The 20,871-nt window shown below is 35.3% G+C and carries 20 protein-coding genes; 17 read left to right on the top strand and 3 right to left on the bottom strand.

Annotation, left to right across the window (positions count from 1 at the left end):
• Positions 1–58 precede the first annotated feature (58 nt).
• The 9 genes from Q0871_RS08090 (at position 59) to Q0871_RS08050 (ending at position 6,473) form a co-directional block, all read left to right on the top strand.
• Entirely contained in the window at positions 59–373 is a 315-nt protein-coding gene (locus tag Q0871_RS08090; protein ID WP_299320842.1) for an EthD family reductase, read from the top strand.
• 3 nt (positions 374–376) lie between these two features.
• On the top strand, positions 377–1,021 hold the full coding sequence (locus Q0871_RS08085) for a DsbA family oxidoreductase (RefSeq protein ID WP_299320840.1): 645 nt from the start codon (positions 377–379) through the stop codon (positions 1,019–1,021).
• A gap of 22 nt (positions 1,022–1,043) precedes the next feature.
• Positions 1,044–1,706 carry a peroxiredoxin-like family protein gene (locus Q0871_RS08080; RefSeq protein WP_299320832.1) on the top strand — a complete coding sequence of 221 codons (663 nt, stop codon included), beginning with the start codon at positions 1,044–1,046 and terminating at the stop codon, positions 1,704–1,706.
• A 29-nt stretch (positions 1,707–1,735) separates the two neighbouring features.
• Positions 1,736–2,086 carry a DoxX family protein gene (locus Q0871_RS08075; RefSeq protein ID WP_299320829.1) on the top strand — a complete coding sequence of 117 codons (351 nt, stop codon included), beginning with the start codon at positions 1,736–1,738 and terminating at the stop codon, positions 2,084–2,086.
• A 10-nt stretch (positions 2,087–2,096) separates the two neighbouring features.
• Positions 2,097–2,831: a haloacid dehalogenase type II gene (locus Q0871_RS08070; RefSeq protein WP_299320827.1), complete on the top strand. Its 735-nt coding sequence runs from the start codon at positions 2,097–2,099 to the stop codon at positions 2,829–2,831.
• Positions 2,832–2,913: 82 nt separating this feature from the next.
• Positions 2,914–3,567 carry a hypothetical protein gene (locus tag Q0871_RS08065; RefSeq protein WP_299320824.1) on the top strand — a complete coding sequence of 218 codons (654 nt, stop codon included), beginning with the start codon at positions 2,914–2,916 and terminating at the stop codon, positions 3,565–3,567.
• A 153-nt stretch (positions 3,568–3,720) separates the two neighbouring features.
• The gene (locus tag Q0871_RS08060; protein WP_299320821.1) at positions 3,721–4,803 is read left to right on the top strand and encodes a serine hydrolase; all 1,083 of its coding nucleotides are present in this window, start codon (positions 3,721–3,723) and stop codon (positions 4,801–4,803) included.
• Between the two features lie 175 nt (positions 4,804–4,978).
• Complete coding sequence (locus tag Q0871_RS08055; RefSeq protein ID WP_299320819.1) at positions 4,979–5,629, top strand: peroxiredoxin-like family protein; 651 nt, start codon at positions 4,979–4,981, stop codon at positions 5,627–5,629.
• Between the two features lie 199 nt (positions 5,630–5,828).
• Complete coding sequence (locus Q0871_RS08050; protein ID WP_299320817.1) at positions 5,829–6,473, top strand: hypothetical protein; 645 nt, start codon at positions 5,829–5,831, stop codon at positions 6,471–6,473.
• Positions 6,474–6,555: 82 nt separating this feature from the next.
• Here Q0871_RS08050 and Q0871_RS08045 read toward each other — a convergent pair whose 3' ends face one another.
• Positions 6,556–7,008, bottom strand: a complete 453-nt coding sequence (locus Q0871_RS08045) for an Lrp/AsnC family transcriptional regulator (protein ID WP_299320814.1) — start codon at positions 7,006–7,008, stop codon at positions 6,556–6,558.
• A 169-nt stretch (positions 7,009–7,177) separates the two neighbouring features.
• On the opposite strand from Q0871_RS08045, the gene Q0871_RS08040 reads away from it, so the two are divergent.
• The 5 genes from Q0871_RS08040 to Q0871_RS08020 all read left to right on the top strand — a co-directional run bounded on the left by Q0871_RS08040 (position 7,178) and on the right by Q0871_RS08020 (position 13,118).
• Complete coding sequence (locus tag Q0871_RS08040) at positions 7,178–8,320, top strand: histidine decarboxylase (RefSeq protein WP_299320812.1); 1,143 nt, start codon at positions 7,178–7,180, stop codon at positions 8,318–8,320.
• Positions 8,321–8,609: 289 nt separating this feature from the next.
• Positions 8,610–10,880 carry an ATP-binding protein gene (locus Q0871_RS08035; RefSeq protein ID WP_299320809.1) on the top strand — a complete coding sequence of 757 codons (2,271 nt, stop codon included), beginning with the start codon at positions 8,610–8,612 and terminating at the stop codon, positions 10,878–10,880.
• 59 nt (positions 10,881–10,939) lie between these two features.
• The gene (locus Q0871_RS08030; protein ID WP_299320808.1) at positions 10,940–11,488 is read left to right on the top strand and encodes a GNAT family N-acetyltransferase; all 549 of its coding nucleotides are present in this window, start codon (positions 10,940–10,942) and stop codon (positions 11,486–11,488) included.
• 24 nt (positions 11,489–11,512) lie between these two features.
• Positions 11,513–12,799 carry an APC family permease gene (locus Q0871_RS08025; protein WP_299320805.1) on the top strand — a complete coding sequence of 429 codons (1,287 nt, stop codon included), beginning with the start codon at positions 11,513–11,515 and terminating at the stop codon, positions 12,797–12,799.
• A 1-nt stretch (position 12,800) separates the two neighbouring features.
• Positions 12,801–13,118 (top strand): hypothetical protein, encoded by a 318-nt coding sequence (locus Q0871_RS08020; protein WP_299320804.1) that lies wholly within the window; start codon positions 12,801–12,803, stop codon positions 13,116–13,118.
• A 23-nt stretch (positions 13,119–13,141) separates the two neighbouring features.
• On the opposite strand, the gene Q0871_RS08015 is transcribed toward Q0871_RS08020, so the two are convergent.
• A complete protein-coding gene (locus Q0871_RS08015) occupies positions 13,142–13,516 on the bottom strand; it encodes a Fur family transcriptional regulator (protein WP_299320801.1) in 375 nt (124 codons plus the stop codon).
• A 175-nt stretch (positions 13,517–13,691) separates the two neighbouring features.
• Here Q0871_RS08015 and Q0871_RS08010 point away from each other — a divergent pair, with 175 nt between their 5' ends.
• The 3 genes from Q0871_RS08010 to Q0871_RS08000 all read left to right on the top strand — a co-directional run bounded on the left by Q0871_RS08010 (position 13,692) and on the right by Q0871_RS08000 (position 17,964).
• Positions 13,692–14,600, top strand: coding sequence for an NAD(P)/FAD-dependent oxidoreductase (locus Q0871_RS08010; protein ID WP_299320799.1), 909 nt, complete (start codon positions 13,692–13,694; stop codon positions 14,598–14,600).
• A gap of 36 nt (positions 14,601–14,636) precedes the next feature.
• Positions 14,637–15,017, top strand: a complete 381-nt coding sequence (locus tag Q0871_RS08005) for a VOC family protein (RefSeq protein ID WP_299320797.1) — start codon at positions 14,637–14,639, stop codon at positions 15,015–15,017.
• 319 nt (positions 15,018–15,336) lie between these two features.
• Positions 15,337–17,964 (top strand): glucosidase, encoded by a 2,628-nt coding sequence (locus Q0871_RS08000; RefSeq protein ID WP_299320795.1) that lies wholly within the window; start codon positions 15,337–15,339, stop codon positions 17,962–17,964.
• A gap of 63 nt (positions 17,965–18,027) precedes the next feature.
• Here the strand turns inward: Q0871_RS08000 and Q0871_RS07995 are convergent, their stop codons facing one another.
• On the bottom strand, positions 18,028–20,847 hold the full coding sequence (locus Q0871_RS07995; RefSeq protein WP_299320793.1) for an Npt1/Npt2 family nucleotide transporter: 2,820 nt from the start codon (positions 20,845–20,847) through the stop codon (positions 18,028–18,030).
• Positions 20,848–20,871: the final 24 nt, after the last annotated feature.

Genomic DNA, 20,871 nt, shown 5'->3' with positions numbered 1-20,871 from the left:
GGTAGCGTTTCTTGATTGAATAGAACCGCTACTTTTTTCAACTTTAAAAATTCAAAAAATGATAAAGGTATCTGTAATGTATCCGAATAGTAAAGACGTAAAGTTCGATACTGATTATTATAAAAATACGCACTTGCCAATGGTTCAAAAACTAGTGGGTAATGCATTGAAAGGATTGGAATTGGATCTAGGTGTTGGTGGCAGAGCGGCAGGCGACGCTGCACCCTATGTAGCCATTGCTCATTTAAAGTTTGAGGATGTAGCTTCTTTTCAAGCGGCATTTGGTCCTCATGCAGCGACATTTGCGGCAGATGTTAAAAATTATAGCAATGTACAAGGTGAGATTCAGCTCAGTGAATTGGTAACATTTTAAGAGATGAAAGAGAAATTAAAAATAGATATCGTTTCTGATGTAGTTTGCCCATGGTGCATTATTGGGTATAAGCGTTTAGAAAAAGCGATTTCAGAACTAGGTATTGAAGATCAGGTAGAGATTGAATGGCAACCGTTTGAGCTAAATCCTGGTATGCCACCAGAAGGGCAAAATATAACAGAGCATATTACTGAGAAATATGGTTCTACAATAGAACAGCAAATCGAATCGCGCCAAAACATGACAGATATTGGTGAAGAGCTAGGTTTCAAATTCGATTATTTTGATGAGATGCGTATGTCGAACACCTTTGAAGCTCATGTTTTGTTAGAATATGCTAAGGATTTTGGAAAACAGACCGAGCTGAAAATGCGATTGATTACTTCTTTCTTTACCGAAAGAAAAGATGTTTCTGAAAGAGCTGTTTTGAAAGAAGCCTTAATAGCGGTCGGTTTAAATGCAGACGAGGCACTGGCTAGGTTAGACAGTGAAGAAGCGAGATTTGAGGTAAGAAACAAACAAGGCGAATGGAAAAATATGGGTGTAAATTCTGTGCCGACCATTGTTTTTAATATGAAAAGTGCAGTAACAGGTGCGCAACCCGTTTCTACTTTTAAACAAATACTAGGCGAACTAATTGCCGATTAATAAAAATATAAATCCGTCTATCATGAGTACAACTAATAAAGGTGAACTAGATGCTTTATTAGCGGTAAAACGCCAAGAAGCAGCAGTAAAATTTACCGATGAGAAAAAGCAAACCTATGCTGAGGGTATTAGTAGTGTTGCGGCATCCGGTGTATTAGAAAATGCATTGAATGTCAATAGCAAAGCACCTAATTTCACCTTGAGAAATGCATTGGGAAAATCGGTTTCTTTGTATGAGGAACTTAAAAACGGACCTGTAGTTGTTACTTGGTATAGAGGTGGCTGGTGTCCGTATTGTAACATCACACTACATTATTTACAAGAGAAACTTCCTGAATTTCAAAAAGCTGGTGCTACCTTGATCGCACTTACACCAGAGTTGCCAGATAACTCATTAAGCACTGCAGAAAAGAATACGTTAGCGTTTTCTGTGTTGAGCGATGTTGGTAATGTTGTTGGCAAAGAATATGGCGTAGTATATACATTAACCGAAGAGGTTGCTGCAATGTATGAAGCAGGTTTTGGTTTGAGTAAGGTAAATGGAGATCATAGTAATGAACTGCCATTGGCTGCGACTTATGTGATCGATACCGATGCCATCATACAATATGCATTTTTAGATGCAGATTATACCGAAAGAGCAGAAGTGTCAGAAATATTAACGGCTTTAGAAAAGCTGAAATAGTATAAGCAACTAGTTAACTACCAATAATTATGAATACGAACAAAATAATCTATTACATCGCTACAGGTATTTTTACCTTGGTCATCTTGTTTTCTGCTAATTTGTATTTCTTTAAGCATGACATGGTAAAAGTTATATTTACAAAATTGGGGTATCCTACTTACCTTATTTATCCATATGCCACAGCTAAGTTAATTGGTCTGTTCGCAATTTGGAATCCTAAGTTTCACTTAATAAAAGAATGGGCATATTCGGCTTTTTTCTTTGCGGTGACCTTGGCTATTACTGCACATGTAATGATAAACGATGGAGGACAAATGATAGCTGTTATTGCTATTGTTTCATTAATAGTCTCCTATATATTCAGTAAAAGAATATAACTTATAGCTGTTGGCAAGAACGAACGATATGATGTACGAAACACAGAAACCTGAAGCCTTTATAAAAGTACGACCTAAAGTTTTATTCTTTGATGTAAACGAAACACTTTTAGATCTTTCTAAAGTTAAAAAAGAAGTAGGCAAAGCATTAGACGGAAGAGAAGATTTACTCTCTCTTTGGTTTACAACAATGTTGCAGTATTCATTAGTGACTTCGGCTAGTGGTCAATACAAGCCATTTGGTCATATTGGTGCTGCCGCATTGCAAATGGTAGCTGCAAATCATAATATAAACCTGAAGGAAGCAGATGCGCGTAAAACCATTTCTGAGTCTATGGGCAATTTACCAGCGCATCCTGAGGTTAAGAAAGCGCTTACACAATTAAAAAACGCCGGATACAAATTAGTGGCATTCACCAATTCATCTAAAGAAGGTTTAACCAAGCAATTTAAAAATGCCGGACTAACCGAGTATTTTGATGAAATGCTAAGTGTTGAGCCAACGGAAAAATTCAAACCCTTTACAGACACGTACGTATGGGGAGCAAAGCAAATGGGTTTGGAGCTAGAAGAGTGTATGCTCATCGCAGCCCATGGCTGGGATGTTGCTGGAGCACTTTGGGCAGGGTGGCGAGCAGCGTTTATTGGTAGATCTGGTCAACAAGAATATCCGTTAGCTCCAAAAACAGAAATAGTGGTATCTGACTTAAAAAAAGCAGCAGACATTTTAGTTACTTACAACTAAAAACTCTTGCTATTTCATTTTCAAATTAAAAGCATCTTAGAATATGTATCTTTGCTTTACCATTAACTAAAGAAACTATTACATGTTTAAAAGAACACTATTTGTTGCTCTAATTGCACTTACACTAACTTCTTGCTGGAAAGATAAAAGTCCTGAAGATCTTATTCGTTTAAAAGATAAATTCAAGTCTCAAGTAGACGATTTTGAGAATAAGAAAGAGACTGCTAATAAAAATGTAAACAGAGGTCTAGAATCTTTGAATGCCTTAAAAAGTGCTTTAGAAGACACCAAAAATGAAGATAAAGAATTCGCCAAGGTATATGGCGATTGGGAGAAAGTAGATCGTCGTGTTAATAACTTGAATAAAGAGTACGAAGATTTAAAAGAGAAAGCTTCCAACCTGTTTACAGCAATGGAAACACAGACCAATAGCTTAAGTGATGAAAAAAGCAAAAAAACACTCTTGGGCGCTATAGAAAAGGCGCGTACCAAATACAACGCAACATTAGCGAATACCTCTACGGCTATAGATAAATTAAGGTTGTTACATGGCGATGCCGTTGAGGTGGTAAAAGCATTAGAAGTAGCTGCAGCCCTTAATTCTTTCGATAATATCAATGATCAAATGAAAAGCATAGAAGGTCGTGTAGACGGTATAATGCAAGAATTGAACGTTGCCGTTGTAGAGAGTAAAAAACTATACGAGAAGAAAATTACCGAATTGGGGGAAGAGTAGTTTAGATTTTTATTTCTTCTAAGAAGAAAGCCAGTATGTGTTCATATTGGCTTTTTTTTTGTGATGTACATTCTTTAGAATAGACAATTATTTACGCAACAAATTAGATTTGAGTACGTTGAATAAATTAAACCTTTCTAAAGAGTAAATAACATGATACATAGATTATTTTATATAGGTATACTATCTATACTTTTAAGCTGTCAATCAGATGATTCCGTCTCGGTTGATACAAATGAGCCAAACCCAATAGAAGCCTCTACTTATTTTCCACCTATTAATACAAATGACTGGGAAAGTGTATCACCTTCAGAATTGAATTGGAATGTTGATAAACTTGCAGAATTAGAAGATTTTCTTATTGAGGGTGATACAAAATCTTTTATGGTGTTGGTCGATGGTAAGATTGTGGTAGAAGAATATTATAATGACCATACGATTAACGATACTTGGCAGTGGAATAGTGCTGGGAAAACTTTGGTAACGGCTACCACTGGTATTGCGCAACTAAACGGATTAATCGATATAGAGAATAAAGTGTCTGATTATATTGGAACCGAGTGGACAAGTGCCCCAATAGAACAAGAAAATTTAATTACCGTAAAAAGTTTGTTGACAATGACCTCTGGTTTAGACGACGAACCTCAATTGGTAATCAAAGCGAATTTGGTTGCGCTTGCCGATGCGGGTACACGCTGGGCTTATGGTAACGTATTTCAACGATTAATGAATGTAGTCGAAGATGCCAGTGGAACCGAATTTGAAACTTATTTTAATACCGAATTAGCGGCTAAAATAGGTATGGATGGATTCTGGAATAACGGATTTATCTATCGCATATACCATAGTAATACAAGAAGTATGGCAAGATTTGGATTACTTGCTTCACATTATGGAAATTGGGACGGAGATCAAATTGTAGATGAAGATTTCTTTTTAGAAAGCACAACAACTTCTCAAGATATAAACCTGGCTTATGGCTATTTATGGTGGTTAAATGGAAAAAGTGACTTCATGTTACCATCTACGCAAACAGAATTTCCAGGATCTCTTATTCCTAATGCACCAGCAGATATGATTGCAGCTTTAGGTAAAGATGAACAGCGCATCTACATTGTACCTAGTGAGAATTTGGTAATTATAAGAATGGGTGAGGCTACGGGATCTGAAGAAAATTTTGCATTATCATCTTTCGACAATGTTTTTTGGGAGAAGTTTAATGAGATAACTAATTAGGAGAAAAAAGAACTAAGAAATATTTTTTTGTCTTTTTTTATGCGACAATAGTTCCTACTAATATTAATTTATAACTGTATTTTTTATAGTTGTAATTACTGTTTCGGTTATATAAATTTTGGCAATCAATATGAAAAGAGAACATATACCTTACCTTGTATAATAAATTAAATTAATGAAAAGTTTAAAAGAACAAACTGATGCTAAAATTGCCGCTGGTAGATCGGCTAAACCTGAATTCATGAAAGGTGTGGACGATGTTATTAATGAGGCAAAGGCATTTGAACGAGGTAATAATGCAATTAAGATTGGGCAAGAGGCTCCAAAATTTGAGCTGCCAAATCCGATAGGTAAAATGATATCGTTAGATAGTTTATTAGAAAAAGGTACTGTTGTAGTTACCTTTTATCGTGGCGATTGGTGTCCGTATTGCAACTTGCAACTTAGGGCATTGCAAGCTAGACTCAGTGAAATTCATGCATTAGGTGCTACGTTAGTTGCTATAAGTCCGCAAGTACCAGACGGCTCATTGACAAAAAGTGAAATCAGTGAGATGGATTTTATCGTTTTGTCCGATCAAAATGCAAAAGTTGCTTCTGAATATGGGGTTGCTTGGGAGGTGCCGGATTTTTTGTTGGATCACATGCGCGTAGATCGTAATCTAGATTTGGAGTCAATAAATAATGGGAATGGAAGTGTACTACCAATACCCGCAACATTTATTTTAGGAAAGGATGGCGTTGTTAAATGGAGCTATGTAAATGTTGATTACAGAACACGTTCAGAACCTGAAGAGATTATTGAGACTTTGAATAAGTTATCTTAAATGTTTAAGAAGGCGGAACGGTCTTTTATTTTGAAGATAAACAAAAAGAGAAAGCAATGTAATTAAAGAAAGAGGAGAATTTACTGGAGAATTAGGCATAGCCCATTTAGTAGCTCGTGTTGTGACTGATGAAGACTTAAATATCTAAAAGTTAAGCTACTTATTATATCAGCTTTCAATCTTTAACCAAAATCAAACAATGAAAATCATCACGAGCCTTATTTTTATTCTATTCATGCAAATTGCCCCGGTTTGTAGTGCGCAGCAATCACAAGAAAAAAACTCTAAAATGTCAAAAGAGGTAACAAAGCTTATTGAAATCGGTGAAGATACTATTGTATCATTGGCTTTAAATTCAATTGGAGGTAATGTAAGTCTCGATAATTTTACATCTGCAACCGTATTATCAAATGGCGAAGAAGTATATGTTTCTTTTAGAAATCAATATAAATATCTTCCTATAAATACTATCTATTATTTTGAAGTAGGGGTGAATATTACTACGCAAACAACCTATAAAAACTCTGTTGCAAATCCTTATGATTTTACAAGTGAACGAACGATTCCCTATTTTAACTTAACAGAGGATATCAAAAAGCATATCGATTTTGTAAAACAAGCAATTGGCAATTTAGATGGATTTGTAGATGATATAATTATTCGTGAGAATGAAGACTTTTACGATATTGAAGTAGTATCTGAATTACAAGAGTCGAGCTATAAGATCAGAAAAGAGACCGGAGAAATATATGATGAATTTCACGCGTATCTAGAACCAATTCCATTTGATGTTGATAATACTAACGAATTTAAAGAGGTCGATTTTTCTGAGATTAAGAACTAAAAGAAGTTACCTATTCAGTTATTCTAGCTCTTGAGTTCATATGGTTTAAGGTCTTTTCTTTATTATTCCTAAACCTCTTTTTTCATAAATTATAAGCAGTACTATCTTTAACAGAATTCAATACAAACGAGCTGTGTATGGTAGAAATTCCGTCAATGATCGATAGTTTTTCATTCATAAATTCATGAAACGCCGCAATATCATCTAATGCGATTTTAAGTAAATAATCAAAATTACCCGATACTTGATGACATTCCATAATATCGGGTAGTAACAATATTTGCTCTTTAAAACTGTCTGCCAATTTCTTTTGTTGCTTCAATAAGGTAACTTGACAATAGGCGATTAATTTTTTTTCAATTTTCGTTCTATCGAGTAGGGCAACATATGCTTTTATAATTTCTTGTTGTTCTAGCTTTCTAATTCTTTCGTAGGTAGGGGTAACGCTCAATCCTACTTTAGCTGCAATTTCTTTGGTATTTTGCTTCGCATTTTCTTGAAGTTGCATCAATATTTTGCCATCAATCGTATCCATACTAGATTATTTTTCTGTTATCTAACTCAACAAACCTTTAAGTAGTTATTCAAAACTGCTAAATTAACTATGGTAGTTTAATATTCTGTATTTTAATAAAAATAAGTAATAAATTATTAGTAACTGTACTTTTACAGAATTAAAATACGCATAACAAACTACAACGAATATGAATAACGAACAACAGATAGATGAGCTGTTAGCCAAGCTAATTCAAGAGAAAGACAGAGTTATAGGTTATCCAGTAGCAAAAGATTTTGATTATTCAAGATTATACGAGTTTTTAAAGCACCCCATAAATAATGTTGGCGACCCTTATGAAGATAATACGTATAAGGTTCAAACACATGAAATGGAGCGTGAAGTGGTTGATTTCTTCGCGAAATTATATAGAGCAGATCCAAACGATTTTTGGGGATATGTAACTAACGGTGGCTCTGAAAGTAACCTGTATGGTTTATACTTGGCAAGGGAATCTCACCCCAAAGCAATGGTGTATTTTTCAGAATCTACACATTACAGTGTAAAGAAAAATATTCATTTATTAAACTTACCTAGTATTACGATTAGAGCGCAAGAGAATGGCGAATTAGATTATGAAGATTTAGAAAACACCTTGCAATTGAACAGAGATAAGCCAGCTATTGTTCTAACCACATTTGGCACGACTATGACCGAGGCGAAAGATGATGTTTCGAAGGTGAAAAGAATATTGAAGAAATTGGCTATTCAAAATCACTACATACATTGCGATGCTGCTTTGGCGGGTTCTTATGGTCCTTTTATAGAACCACGTATTCCGTTCGATTTTCAAGATGGCGCCGATAGTATTTCTATCAGCGGTCATAAGTTTATTGGTTCACCATTTCCTTCTGGTGTCATTATAGCAAAGCGCTCGTTGAGAGATAGAATAGCAAGGGGTATATCATATATCGGTTCGTTAGATACCACCATTACAGGTTCTAGAAACGGACATAGTCCGCTGTTTTTGTGGTACGCCATAAAAAAAATGGGTGTAAAAGGTTTAGAAGCGCGTTACCGTCATAGTTTAGAAACTGCCGAGTATTGTAAGCAAGAACTTCTAAAAATAGGCATCAACGCATGGAAGAATGAAGGGGCTATTACCGTTGTGTTGCCTAAAGTTGCCGATGCCATTAAAAAGAAATGGCAATTAGCGACCGATGATATTACGCATGTAATATGTATGCCCAATGTTACAAAGGATCAAATAGATGAGTTTATTCAAGATATAGTAGAAGAGAATAAAAAAGGTGCTCAGAAAGACCACCAAGAATTTGCGCTACAAGATTAAAAAAAGTTTCAATTTTATAAAAGGCCCATTTCTATAGTTATTGAAATGGGCCTTTTCTTTTGGCCGTATTAACTGTTCTTTAATTTGCTATTACCTTTAAGGGAATGTAGACTTTCAATTGATGAATTAGTAAGGTTAGGGTATATAGTTATAGTTGACAGCGTTTTAAGTTCTTGAAAGTCATTTTTATATTTATTTGAATATTTGAGTATGATAGTCTTAAAATGAGGTATATTCATTTATTGAAATTTTAATGATCGGTAATACCCCCTTTAACCTGTTACTAAGAATGAAAAGCCTATTTTCTAGAGAGAACATGATGAAGTTAAAGTCACTTATTGGTTCTGCCAAAACCTATATTGTTCTATTAGTTTTAGCAATTGCCTTGTTACTATATACCGTTAGTGTAGGCTACAAACAAGTAAATAGACTTCATAAAACGGGAGATTTAGTTTCGCACACACTAGAGGTACAGCGTACTATTATAGAGCTTTTTTCTAAATTTTTAGAGGTAGAAGCTATTCAAGTTAAAAAACTTTTTAAATCCGAAGAGAGTAATCTTTCTGCCATTGTGTTTACAGAAATGGGTCAGTCGTTAGATAGGCTGAATACACTTACGGCAGATAACGATGCCCAACAAGAGCGCGTTAAAGCATTACAACTTTTACGAGACAGAATTAAGGTTGAAATAGACACTACTACCATCGTTGATGCTATTGGTTCACAAGATAGTTTGGAAGTAAAAGATAGTATAGTAATTCATCTTGTTGGTTTACGCTATAAACGCAATGAACGAATATCTAAAATTGTGGCGGAGTCTCAGGTCATAAAAGATAGAATGCTTTCTGAAGAGAACTATTTAATGGTTGCTCGAAAAGAAGAATACACGTCGCAATCATTTTTAACGCCGATGTCATCTTTATTGGTTGGCTTAACGGCCCTGGGTATTTTTCTAATTGGTTTTATAAGTATCTATAAGCAGAAAGGTGAAATTCAAGAGGTAAACAGACAAGTTTTTATTCAGAATAAAAAGCTACAAGAAACTGAAGAGTTTTTAAAGGGTGTATATAAAAGCTCGAACAATGTCATTAGTCATTTTGAACCCATTGTAGATGCACACAAGAATATAATCGATTTTCAATTTAGGTATACCTCTAATGCCATAGAAAAAGTAACAGGGTCAGAACAAAATGATATTATAGGTGGCTCACTTTTAGAGATGTACCCAATGGTTTTGGAAAACGGACTTTTTGCATTAATGAAAGAGTGTTATGTTAGTGGCAATACCCAAGAGCATGAGAGTGTATATACGTTTGAAGGTGAAAAAAAATACATTTTTAATACGATTGTAAAATCTGCTAACGGAATTACAAATACCGCTTGGGATACTTCAAAAATTAAAAAAGCTGAAGAAGAGCTCAAAAAACTGAATGAAGACTTAAGCCTTCAAAACACCATTTTTAAAGAGGCTGAAAATGTAGCGGGTGTAGGTAGTTTTATTTGGTATTTAGATGATGGTACAGCAACGGTTTCTGATAACTTTTATAGAATTCTTGGGGTTGAGCCCAATAGCTTTGAGGTTACTTTTAGCTCTTACAAAGAATTTGTGCATCCAGATGATATTGCCATATTTGAGTCAATAGGTGCCAATGTAGAAGAGAAAGGTGCATCTACCGTTTTTGCATACCGTGTTTTTACCAAGACGAAAGGCGTAAGGCATTTAGATTTAAAAGGAAAATATGTTGAAATAGACAATAGACCTGTATCGGTGGGTATTGTGCAAGATATTACTAGCCGTGTAGAAAAAGATAGAGCACTTATTGATAGTTATGAGAAATTGAAGCTTAGTAATGAAGAGCTAGAATCTTTTAATAGAGTAGCTAGTCATGATTTGCAAGAGCCTTTACGCAAAATTCAAATGTTTATTTCTCGAATAGAAGACGATGATGAAAAGAACATGCCTGCCAGTATTCAAAATTATTTTGGAAAGATTAAAGATGGTACGTTTAGAATGCGAGAATTGATACAGAATTTACTTTCCTATTCAAGAATAGATAAGGTTAATTCAAAATTCGAAAATATTTCTTTGGGTGAAATTATAGGGAAAATTGAAGATGAATTATCGCAACTCATTAAAGATACCGGTACTTCTATTTCTTACGAGAATTTGCCTGTTATTCTGGGTATACCTTTTAAAATCGAACAACTTTGTACGAACCTTATTAGTAATTCTATAAAGTATAGCAAAAAAGATGTAGCTCCCAAAATAGTCATTAGCTCTAAAAAGGTACGAAATTCAGAAATTGTAGAAAACTTTAGTAAGACTACAGAATACTATTATAAAATCTCATTTGCAGATAATGGTATTGGCTTTGAACCCGAATTTGCTAGTAATATATTTGAGGTGTTTCAAAGGCTACATTCCAAAACCGAATATTCTGGTACAGGTATCGGACTCTCCATTTGTAAAAAGATAGTTGAAAAACATAATGGTTATATTCATGCTATTGGCAAGAAAGACAAAGGTTCTACTTTTGTCATTTATTTACCTGTTAATTAAAATCTTCAACACCTATATTTGAAGTTATATTTATAGTTTCAATACGTATCACATCAGCCATGAACAAACTCAAAATACAAACAGATCGATTAGAATTAAGGCTAATTGGCGTGGCAGATGTAGAAGTTATTCATCGCTTACATATCATACCCGAAACAGATAAATTCAATACCCTTGGTATACCTGAAAACCTACAAGAAACCCGTGAAGTGATAACTCCTTGGGTCGAAGCTAATAACGCTGCCGAAATCCGAAATTATACCTTTGCTATTCAGCATAAAACGAATGGTGAATTTATTGGTTTATTCGGATTAAGATTGGGTCCTAAAAAATATAAGAGGGCAGAGGTTTGGTATAAACTACATCTCGATTATTGGAATAAAGGTTATGCAACAGAATCTTTAAAAGCAGTTTTGAACTACGGATTCGATGTGCTTCAGCTTCATCGAATAGAAGCAGGCTGTGCAGTAGCTAATATAGGTTCGGCAAAGGTGATGGAAAAAGTAGGGATGAAACAAGAAGGTCGAAAGCGGAAAATTCTCCCCTTACAATCCGGATGGTCAGATAGTTTTGAGTACGCCATTCTAGAAACTGATGTGCGTAATTAATATTATGAACTAAAGTACAGGGAAATGGATAAGAAAATCGGACTTAAAGATGCTATCTCTATAGGTATAGGCGGTATGGTCGGTGGCGGTATTTTTGCCGTTCTTGGGCTTGCGGTGGCCTTGGCTAAAGGTGCAACACCGGTCGCATTTCTTTGGGCAGGTATAATTGCATTGCTAACTGCATATTCGTATGCTAAACTTTCAAAGAAATATCCAGAAAATGGTGGTACAGTAAAGTTCGTGCATCAACACTTTGGTAACGGAATTTTCGCTGGCGGTATCAATAATCTGTTGTGGATCAGTTATATTGTTATGCTAGCACTCTACGCATCGGCATTTGGATCCTATGCGACCGAATTACTTTCGGTTTCAGGTTCAAAAGAAATCGACACACGTATATTTCAAACATCCATCTTACTAATTGCACTGCTCATCAACTATTTAAGTGTTAAGCTGGTTAGTGAGATAGAGTCTATGGCAGTGATCATAAAACTATGTATTCTGGTTGCATTTATTGGTGTAGGTTTTTATGGGTTGTCTGCTCATCCAGAAAATTTACAACAATTATCACCCGAAAATTGGGAGAGCCCCATGCTCATACTTTCTGGTGGTATGGTCATTTTTGTTGCATATGAGGGTTTCGAATTAATTGCAAATTCCGTAGCCGATTTAAAAGATAGAGAGAAGAATACGGCCAAGGCTTATTTTGGTGCTGTTGGTTTTGTAATCATATTATATATTCTTATTGCTATCGTAACTGTTGGTGCCTTACCATTTAATCAGATAGCAGATGCCCAAGATTATGTATTGGCAAAAGCCGCAGAGCCAACATTAGGTCAAATTGGTTTTACCGTTATGACCGTTACGGCATTGATTTCCACTTTTTCAGCTATTAACGCTACTGTATTAGGTAGTGGCAGGGTTAATTATGACATCGCAGAAGACGACGAGTTGCCGAAGTATTTTTGCCATATTTTTTGGGGTAAACCTATAGGGTTTTTAATAACGGCATTGCTGTCAATTGCATTGGTTAATCTGTTTAATCTGAAAAGTATATCAACAGCGGGTAGTGCAGGCTTTTTGTTGATTTTTTGCATCGTAAATTACATCGGTTACAAAGAACACAAAGAACTAGAATCTAGAAGTTATATTCATTTACTGGCAAGTGTACTTTGTTTATTGGCTTTTTCGACATTGATTATTCAGCAGTTTTCTGAGAATAAAGTAGGGGTGTTAACCGCATTAGGTATAATTGTTTTTTGTTTTATTCTTGAACTAGTTTATAAAAAGACCGAAACTAAAGTAGTGTAGTATGCAAATAATAAGGGAGCGTAAATTTGCTGGTATTGGTATTGTTATAAGTTTGATTGTAGTTGGTCTATTATATTATACAAATGCTATGGTAGGTTTCCCAGATGGTCATTTGACAGAATTTGATCGATTTTATAAAGAGGTCATCTTCCCGATTTTTATGACTATTAATCTCTTGTTTTTAATCGTTTTTTCAACCCTGTTTTTCGTCAAGAAAAAAGCGGGTTACCTATTGATTATTCAATTATTAGCATTGATACTCTATACTGTGGTTGATTACTATTTTTCTATCAACCTAGAGAACGGACAAGGTGGGTAATACTACTTCTTAAGGAGCTAATATTAAGCGCAATCTTTACAAACTCCAGAAAGCACACAGTTTACTTGTGTTAGTTGATAATCTTTGGGCAGAGCGAAATTAACAGGAATAGGCAAGCATTCTATAGTATCACATTTCTCGCATCTAAAATGAAAATGATGTAGAGATTCTTCAGCTTCATCGCACTTTACGCATATGGCGAAATATTGCCTACCATTGTCTGCCGCAATTCTATGTAAAATTCCGTCTTCACAATAACGATTTAAAACACGGTAAATAGTAGCCCTGTTTATAACAACACCTATTTTCTCTTCAATGGCAGTTTGACTCATGGCTTTGCCAGAAGTTTCTATAACAGAAAGCACGGCATCTTTTGTTGCTGTATTTCTTCTTTTCATTTAAAAATGTCTTTTAATGCGATTTAGTTGCAATAATACAAATTATTTATATATTTGCCGATAATTATTAATGCGATTAAGTTGCAATAATGAGTTTGATGAAATCAAATCATGTAGCGTTTTAGTGGTCAGAACTAATGGAATAATTCATTTAAATATATTTTATTAAAAGAATATGCAGGCAACAAATAATTTTGATGTAATCATAGTAGGTGGTAGTTACGCTGGTTTAGCAGCAGCGATGTCTTTAGGTAGGTCGTTAAGAAAAGTATTGGTAATTGATAGCGGTAAGCCTTGTAACAGGCAAACGCCACACTCACATAATTTTCTAACACAAGATGGTAAAACCCCCAGCGAGATTAGTGCGATAGCAAAGTCTCAAGTTTTAGCATATGAGACTGTAAGCTTCATAGATGACAAAGCAGTTGGCGGTTCAAAGAATGAAAATGGCTTTTCTGTTAGCACGGCAACGGGAGCAACGTATACCGCTAAAAAAGTGGTTTTTGCTACCGGCATTAAAGACATCATACCCAACATAAAGGGTTTTGCTGAATGTTGGGGTATCTCTGTTGTTCATTGCCCGTATTGTCATGGGTATGAGATTAGAAATAAAAAGACAGGTATTATCGCAAACGGTGAGCGCGCCTATCATTTAGCACCTATGGTAAACAATCTCACCAAAGATATTCGTATGCTGACTAATGAGCCAGCTTCTTTTTCTTCAGAACAATTGAGCAAATTAAAAGATAATGATATCGATATTGTAGATAAGAAAATTGTTGAGGTTGAACATGAGAACGGGTATGTAAACAACATCGTTTTTGAAGACGGAAGTAAAGAAAAGTACGAAGCGCTCTACGCTGCCTTGCCTTTTATTCAGCATAGCGATATACCTGATGCATTAGGTTGCGAATTAAATGAAGAAGGTTACATTCAGGTTGATAACATGTACAAAACTACAATTGAAGGTGTATTCTCTTGTGGCGATAATAGTATAAAGATGCGTTCATTGGCAAACTCTGTAGCATCGGGTACTATGGTAGGTGCGGTAATTAATATGGAATTGGTTAAAGAGCAGTTTTAGTTTTTATGTTTTAAGTGATAATTTTATATTGCTTGTATGAATCTAAACCAAATAACTGTTCCTTCTTTAAATGTCGAGAAAGCAATATCATTCTATGAAAAATTAGGATTAAAATTGATTGTAAAATCGCTTCCTAACTATGCGAGATTTGAATGTCCGGACGGGAACTCAACTTTTTCTATTCACCTAGTCGTAAAATTACCTGAAGGAGATGGTGTATATATTTATTTTGAATGTGATGATCTTGATGAGAAGGTCGAGCATCTTAAAAATAGCGGAATACAATTTGATCAAGAACCAACAGATGAAAGGTGGCTGTGGAGAGAGGCACGGTTAAAAGATTTCGATGGCAATCAACTAATTTTGTTTTACGGTGGTGAAAATAGATTAAATCCGCCTTGGCGATTAGAATCTTAACGCATTTTCATTCTAATTATAAACCGGTAGTTTCGGTCATTTCTAACAATCTGTTATAAAAGACATTTACTCTTGCAAAATGTAAATTATGATGTTCATAGTTTAACTAAGTTAATTTTAACAAGTTAACAGTGTACTTCTCTATATTGTACAGATTAAGTAATACTAATCACTTGATGTCTACGTTAATCAATCTTATACTATAACAAATAGTATTTTTAACATGATATCCTGTTCGGATATTACATTTGTAAAACTTTTTAGATTGCCCTTGCGCAATGAAAGTTGAAAAGAAAAGTGTATAATTGAAAAAGACTTTATGGTCCATAAAAATGCTGAGGAAGAAAGATTAGCCGTTGAGGATAATTATAAAAACTGGAAAAGATGGGGTCCTTATTTGGCAGAGCGCCAATGGGGTACAGTAAGAGAAGATTATAGTCCAGAAGGGCATGCATGGAGTTTTGTTGGTCATGACAAAGCACGTAGTAACGCCTATAGATGGGGAGAAGAAGGTATTGGTGGATTTTGCGATTCTAGAGAAATTCTATGTCTAGCACCAGCTTTCTGGAACGGAAAAGATTCCATTTTAAAAGAGCGTTTATTCGGTCTTACTAATTATGAGGGTAACCATGGCGAAGATGTAAAAGAACTTTATTTTCATCAGGTTTCTACACCTACGCATTCGTATGCCAAATATTTATATAAGTATCCGCATAAGAAGTTTCCATATGCCGAGCTGGTTAGAAAGAATAAAAGCAGAAGTCGTGAGGAAGCTGAATTCGAAATTTTAGATACCAAGGCTTTTGCCAATAATACTTATTTCGATTGCTTCATAGAATATGCCAAAGAAGATGTTGGTGATATTTTAATGAAGGTTACTGTAGTTAATAGAGGTCCAAGAGCTGCTAATATTCACGTACTTCCGCATTTGTGGTTTCGTAATTTTTGGAAGCATAACAACAGGTTTGAAAGACCTGAGATGAAATCTATTTCAGATGGTTCTGTACAGTCTCGTAGTACGCGAAATGGTCGTTACTATTTTTATCATGAGCATGGAGATCAGCTTTTCTGTGAGAACGAAACTAACAACCAACGTATTTACGGTGTACCTAATGAGGTCGAATACGTAAAAGATGGTATCAATGACCATGTTGTTGATGGGCAACCAACGGTAAATCCAGATAAAAAAGGTTCCAAATTTGCTGTGTGGCATAAACTTCGTTTAAAATCTGGAGAAGAAAAATCAATAAAAGTCCGTCTTAGTAAAAAGAAACTTGCCGATCCATGGGGTGATTACGATGCTATTTTTGAAAAGAGAATTAAAGAGTGTGAGGAGTTTTATGGTAATATCTTAAAAAAAGAACTTCCGGTTCAGCAACAAGAAATTGCTAAAAAAGCCTTTTCTGGTTTACTTTGGACGAAGCAGTTCTATTACTATGATGTATATAAATGGCTGTTTGGCGGACCAGGAGAAGCTAAACCTTATAGAACAGATTCTAGAAATGTACATTGGGAACATTTGACCAACCGTCATGTAATTTCTATGCCCGATAAATGGGAGTACCCTTGGTATGCCGCATGGGATCTTGCTTTTCATATGGCATCTTTCGTAGAGATTGATCCTTATTTTGCTAAAGAGCAATTGCTATTGGTTTTACGTGAAAGCTATATGCATCCTAATGGACAAATACCTGCCTACGAATGGAATTTTAGTGACGTAAACCCACCTGTACATTCATGGGCAGTGTGGACGGTTTATGAGAAAGATAAAAAACGAACAGGGAAAGGCGATACAAACTTTTTAGAAAAAGCGTATCAGAAGTTATTGGTCAACTTTACTTGGTGGGTCAACCAAAAAGATAAAAGTGGAACCAACCTTTTTGAAGGCGGATTCTTAGGCTTGGATAATATTGGAGTTTTTGATCGTAACCATATGCCAGAGGGTATAACACGTATGCAACAGGCAGATGCTACTAGTTGGATGGCGATGTTTACCTTGAATATGCTTCGAATGTCTCTTGAGCTGGCAAAAGAGAATCCGAATTATGAGGATAGTGTGGCTAAATTTTTTAGACATTTCTTGAATATCGCTTGGGCAATGCACCACATCGGTCAAAAAGATATTTCACTTTGGGATGATGAAGATAATTTCTATTATGATGTTGTAGAAATGTCTAATGGTAATACAGACCGATTAAAAGTGAGGTCATTGGTTGGTATTATACCAATGTTTGCTGTAGAGATCATTCATAAAGATTTGTTCGATGAGCTAAAGCACTTTAAGGTTAGAGCGGCAGAAATTGTTAGAACTAGACCAGATTTGGCTTCTTTGATTTCTAATATCGAAGAATTTAATTCAGACGGTAATTATCTATTCTCGATTATGCGCGGATTCCGATTAGAGAAACTGTTGTTTCGTTTATTGGATGAAAAAGAGTTCTTGTCCGATTATGGTATTCGCTCACTTTCAAAATATCATGAAGAACATCCGTATGTTTTTCAACATAACGGGCATCATCAAATTTCGTATGAATCTGGGGAAAGTCAATCTAACATGTTTGGAGGTAACTCTAATTGGCGTGGACCAATTTGGCTGCCTTTAAATTATATGATCGTACAATCGCTTCGTAAATATTACTCATACTACGGTAAACAATATGTATATGAGTTTCCAACAGGTTCTGGGGTAAAATTAAACTTGAACGAAATAGCAAATGAGATTTCTAAAAGATTGATTAAATTGTTTGAGCCTAATGAAGATGGTAAGTTTGTGTACCATTCAGAAGATGCTAATCATGTATTTACTAAAAATGAGCACTTTAAAAAAGAGCATTTCTTTTATGAGTTTTTTGATGGCGATTCCGGTAAAGGTTTAGGAGCTTCTCACCAAACTGGTTGGACAGCCTTGGTTGCAAACCTAGTTATGGAACTAGAGGAAAATAGTTAACGTAGACTTTTGTAAAATCTAAAAAAGCGAGGTATGAAAATATCTCGCTTTTTGTTTTTGATACTATACTACAGATGTGATAGCTTCATGTGCCTCTACTGCAAAACTCCTAATTTTAGGATCTTCATCATTTAAATAACTTTCGACTATACTTAAATACCGAGGCTCTTTTTGTTGTGCGATGAGGTATAGTACTGCAAGTTTAACCTTAAGATCGTTACCTTGTAGTAGCAATTTAAAGCATTCCAGTTCTGTCGGTATTTTATGCTTTATTTTTTGAAGTTCTTCTTCAGATGAAATATCTAAAGCAGATTCTTCAATAATGGGCAACAGTTTTCGCTTAAGTTCACCGGTCAAAAGGTTGTCTAAGAATTCAATGGCATTGTGCTGTGCTTCTTGTTTCTCGCTCAATAAGCCTTCATAAGCTATACTAACATCTTTTTGATGGTAACGTAAGCCTAAGAGTTTAAAAATACGTTCCAATCCAGAATCTAGTCGGCGTTCTAAAAGTTCTAAAAGACTGGTGCGAGCATCGCGTTCGGCATCGCTAATTTCTTTTTTAGATTTATTTCTATTTCGGTACGATATGATAATCTGCGTATGCATAGACGATAAGGTCTGATGATGTAGTTTACATTCATCAAAAATGACCGATACCACTTTATATCGATTGAATTTTAATTGCGGATGCGTTGTTCTTATTGCACTTAAAGCACGAATTACTTCTAAACGAATGGTAAGGTCATTATCTGTTAAAATGGCTAATAAATGATGCACAGCTTCTTTTGAATGAAAAGATTGCATTGCTGCAGGTATAAACCGAAGTACCGTTAAGGGTTGTAAACGTTCTTGCACATTGTTTCGTAACAAAGGTAAAATCTGTACCCCATATTGTTTAAAAGCTTCTAGTACAGTTGATCTATATTTTTTTTGTGCTAAAAACGGAATTATATGTTGAGCTAATGTTGGGTCAGTTGCTACCCCAATGGCCTTTATTGTTGTCATTACGATTTCTTCGTTTTCATGATGTAGAAAGGCAATGAGCTTATTGTAGAATATAGGCATATTAGCCACGCCTAAAATTTCAATGACAGCTACTATGTAAGAGTAATCTTTTTGGTTTGCTTCAATGTTTTTGATAGCAACTGAAATACGGTCCAATAACGAATAACGTTGCTTTAAAGAGTAGTTGTTTTTTGCGGCTCTCGCTAAACAGTATAGCGCTGCCATTGCAATTCGCTCATTAGAATGTTCTAAATACGCATCAAATACGAAAGATTTGTCTTTGTGGGCAAAACTTAAAACATAAGCCAAAGTAGCAATGGTTAATTCTCTATCATCGATTTTCAATAACTCAGAGACTTCGGCAGTCATACTCCTTGAGTTTAAAAAGTATAAATTCTGAATCGCCGATAACTTCACTTTGTTGCTAGGGTGTTCCAATAATAACTCCACATCGTCGGCAAAACGTTTGTCATTAATTTCCATCAATTTTTCGAGCATAAAAAGAATTTGCTCTTCGGTGCCATTTTTGAATACGGTGCGCATGCCAGACACTATAGATACTTTTGATTGCGAGATTTTTTTGGTCTTCTTACCACTATCTGTCAATACCTCTAAATTCGTTCTAAAGGTTTTGTAATACTCTATTCTAACTTTATAAATGAAATACAACCATAAACATACCAGTACAATGATTAAAACGCCAATATAGAATGAAGGCAGATCTAGCCCACGCACTACAAATATTAATAGGCATCCGGCAATACCGGTTGCTAAACTATCTACTACGACATCGATGAATGATTTCGTCTTGTTCTTAAGGTCGAAAGGCAGGGGTAAGGTCAGCAATTCCGAGGCACTTTTATGAATAGATTGTTTGAGTATTCCATCCATAGCCTTAATCACTACAACTGCTGAGAGCTCTGGTAATAATAGAAACAGAATACTTCCGCCGAATATACCAATGGGTAATAGGAGCAATGAAAAACTTACACCCCAAATACCTACAATTCTATGGGTGAAAAATAGCTGTATAACCAGTGATAATAAGTTGAAGGTCGAAAACCAAAAAGCAAAAAATGCAGTAAGGTCGTCGGCATCGGTAATCGCAGATGAGGCAAAATCACTAAACAGGTAATCTACTAATTTGGCAACCACAACACTAACGGCTACTATACTGGCAATGTAGGTGAGGTGTTTAGATTTTAAGATGAGTTTTAATGGCGGCTCTGAAATGTTGGTAGCCGATTTATGTTTTTTGACGCTTCCGTTTTTTCGTACTCTGATATTCCAGATTCTTCTTAGTAATGGAATACAAAAGAAAAGGAGTAGGGCAGCAACGAACATTAAGTTTTCATTACCGATTAGTGGAGCGAGAATAGAGGTAAGGTATCCGCCGAAAATACCACCAATAATAGCTCCTGATCCAATAAAGCCGAACAATCGTTTTGCTTCTCTAATATTGAATACCAAGTTTGCCAATACCCAAAATTGCGATGCAGATAATACTGCATAAATTGCTACCCATATATAAAAGAAGTAGAGTAACACACCGCTGACCACATCTAGCGAGAGCAGTATACCCAAGCCTATTAAAATGACAATAGAACTAATAATGGTCACCTCAATTACTTTTTTAAGCGGAAATTTTGATACTGCTTTTGAATAGAAATAAGAGGTAGCTACGGCAGTTATTGCAACTAACAAGAAAGCAAAAGGCAATTGTTCAATACCTAATTCTGATAGAAAAAGGGCGTTGACCGTAGGTTTTATAATAAGCAATACGGCGATGACCAAAAAAATGTAGGCGAGCATCCAAAGAGATACTTTGAACTCGCCTTCACGTACATCGAAATTTTTTTTAATGAGTCTTTCTACCATTCAAAAAAGGAAATTGCTATTCCA

The sequence above is a fragment of the uncultured Maribacter sp. genome (assembly GCF_947500985.1).
Taxonomy (GTDB): domain Bacteria; phylum Bacteroidota; class Bacteroidia; order Flavobacteriales; family Flavobacteriaceae; genus Maribacter.
The sequence above is the reverse complement of the archived record's forward strand: the minus strand, read 5'-3'. Positions and strand labels throughout refer to the sequence as shown.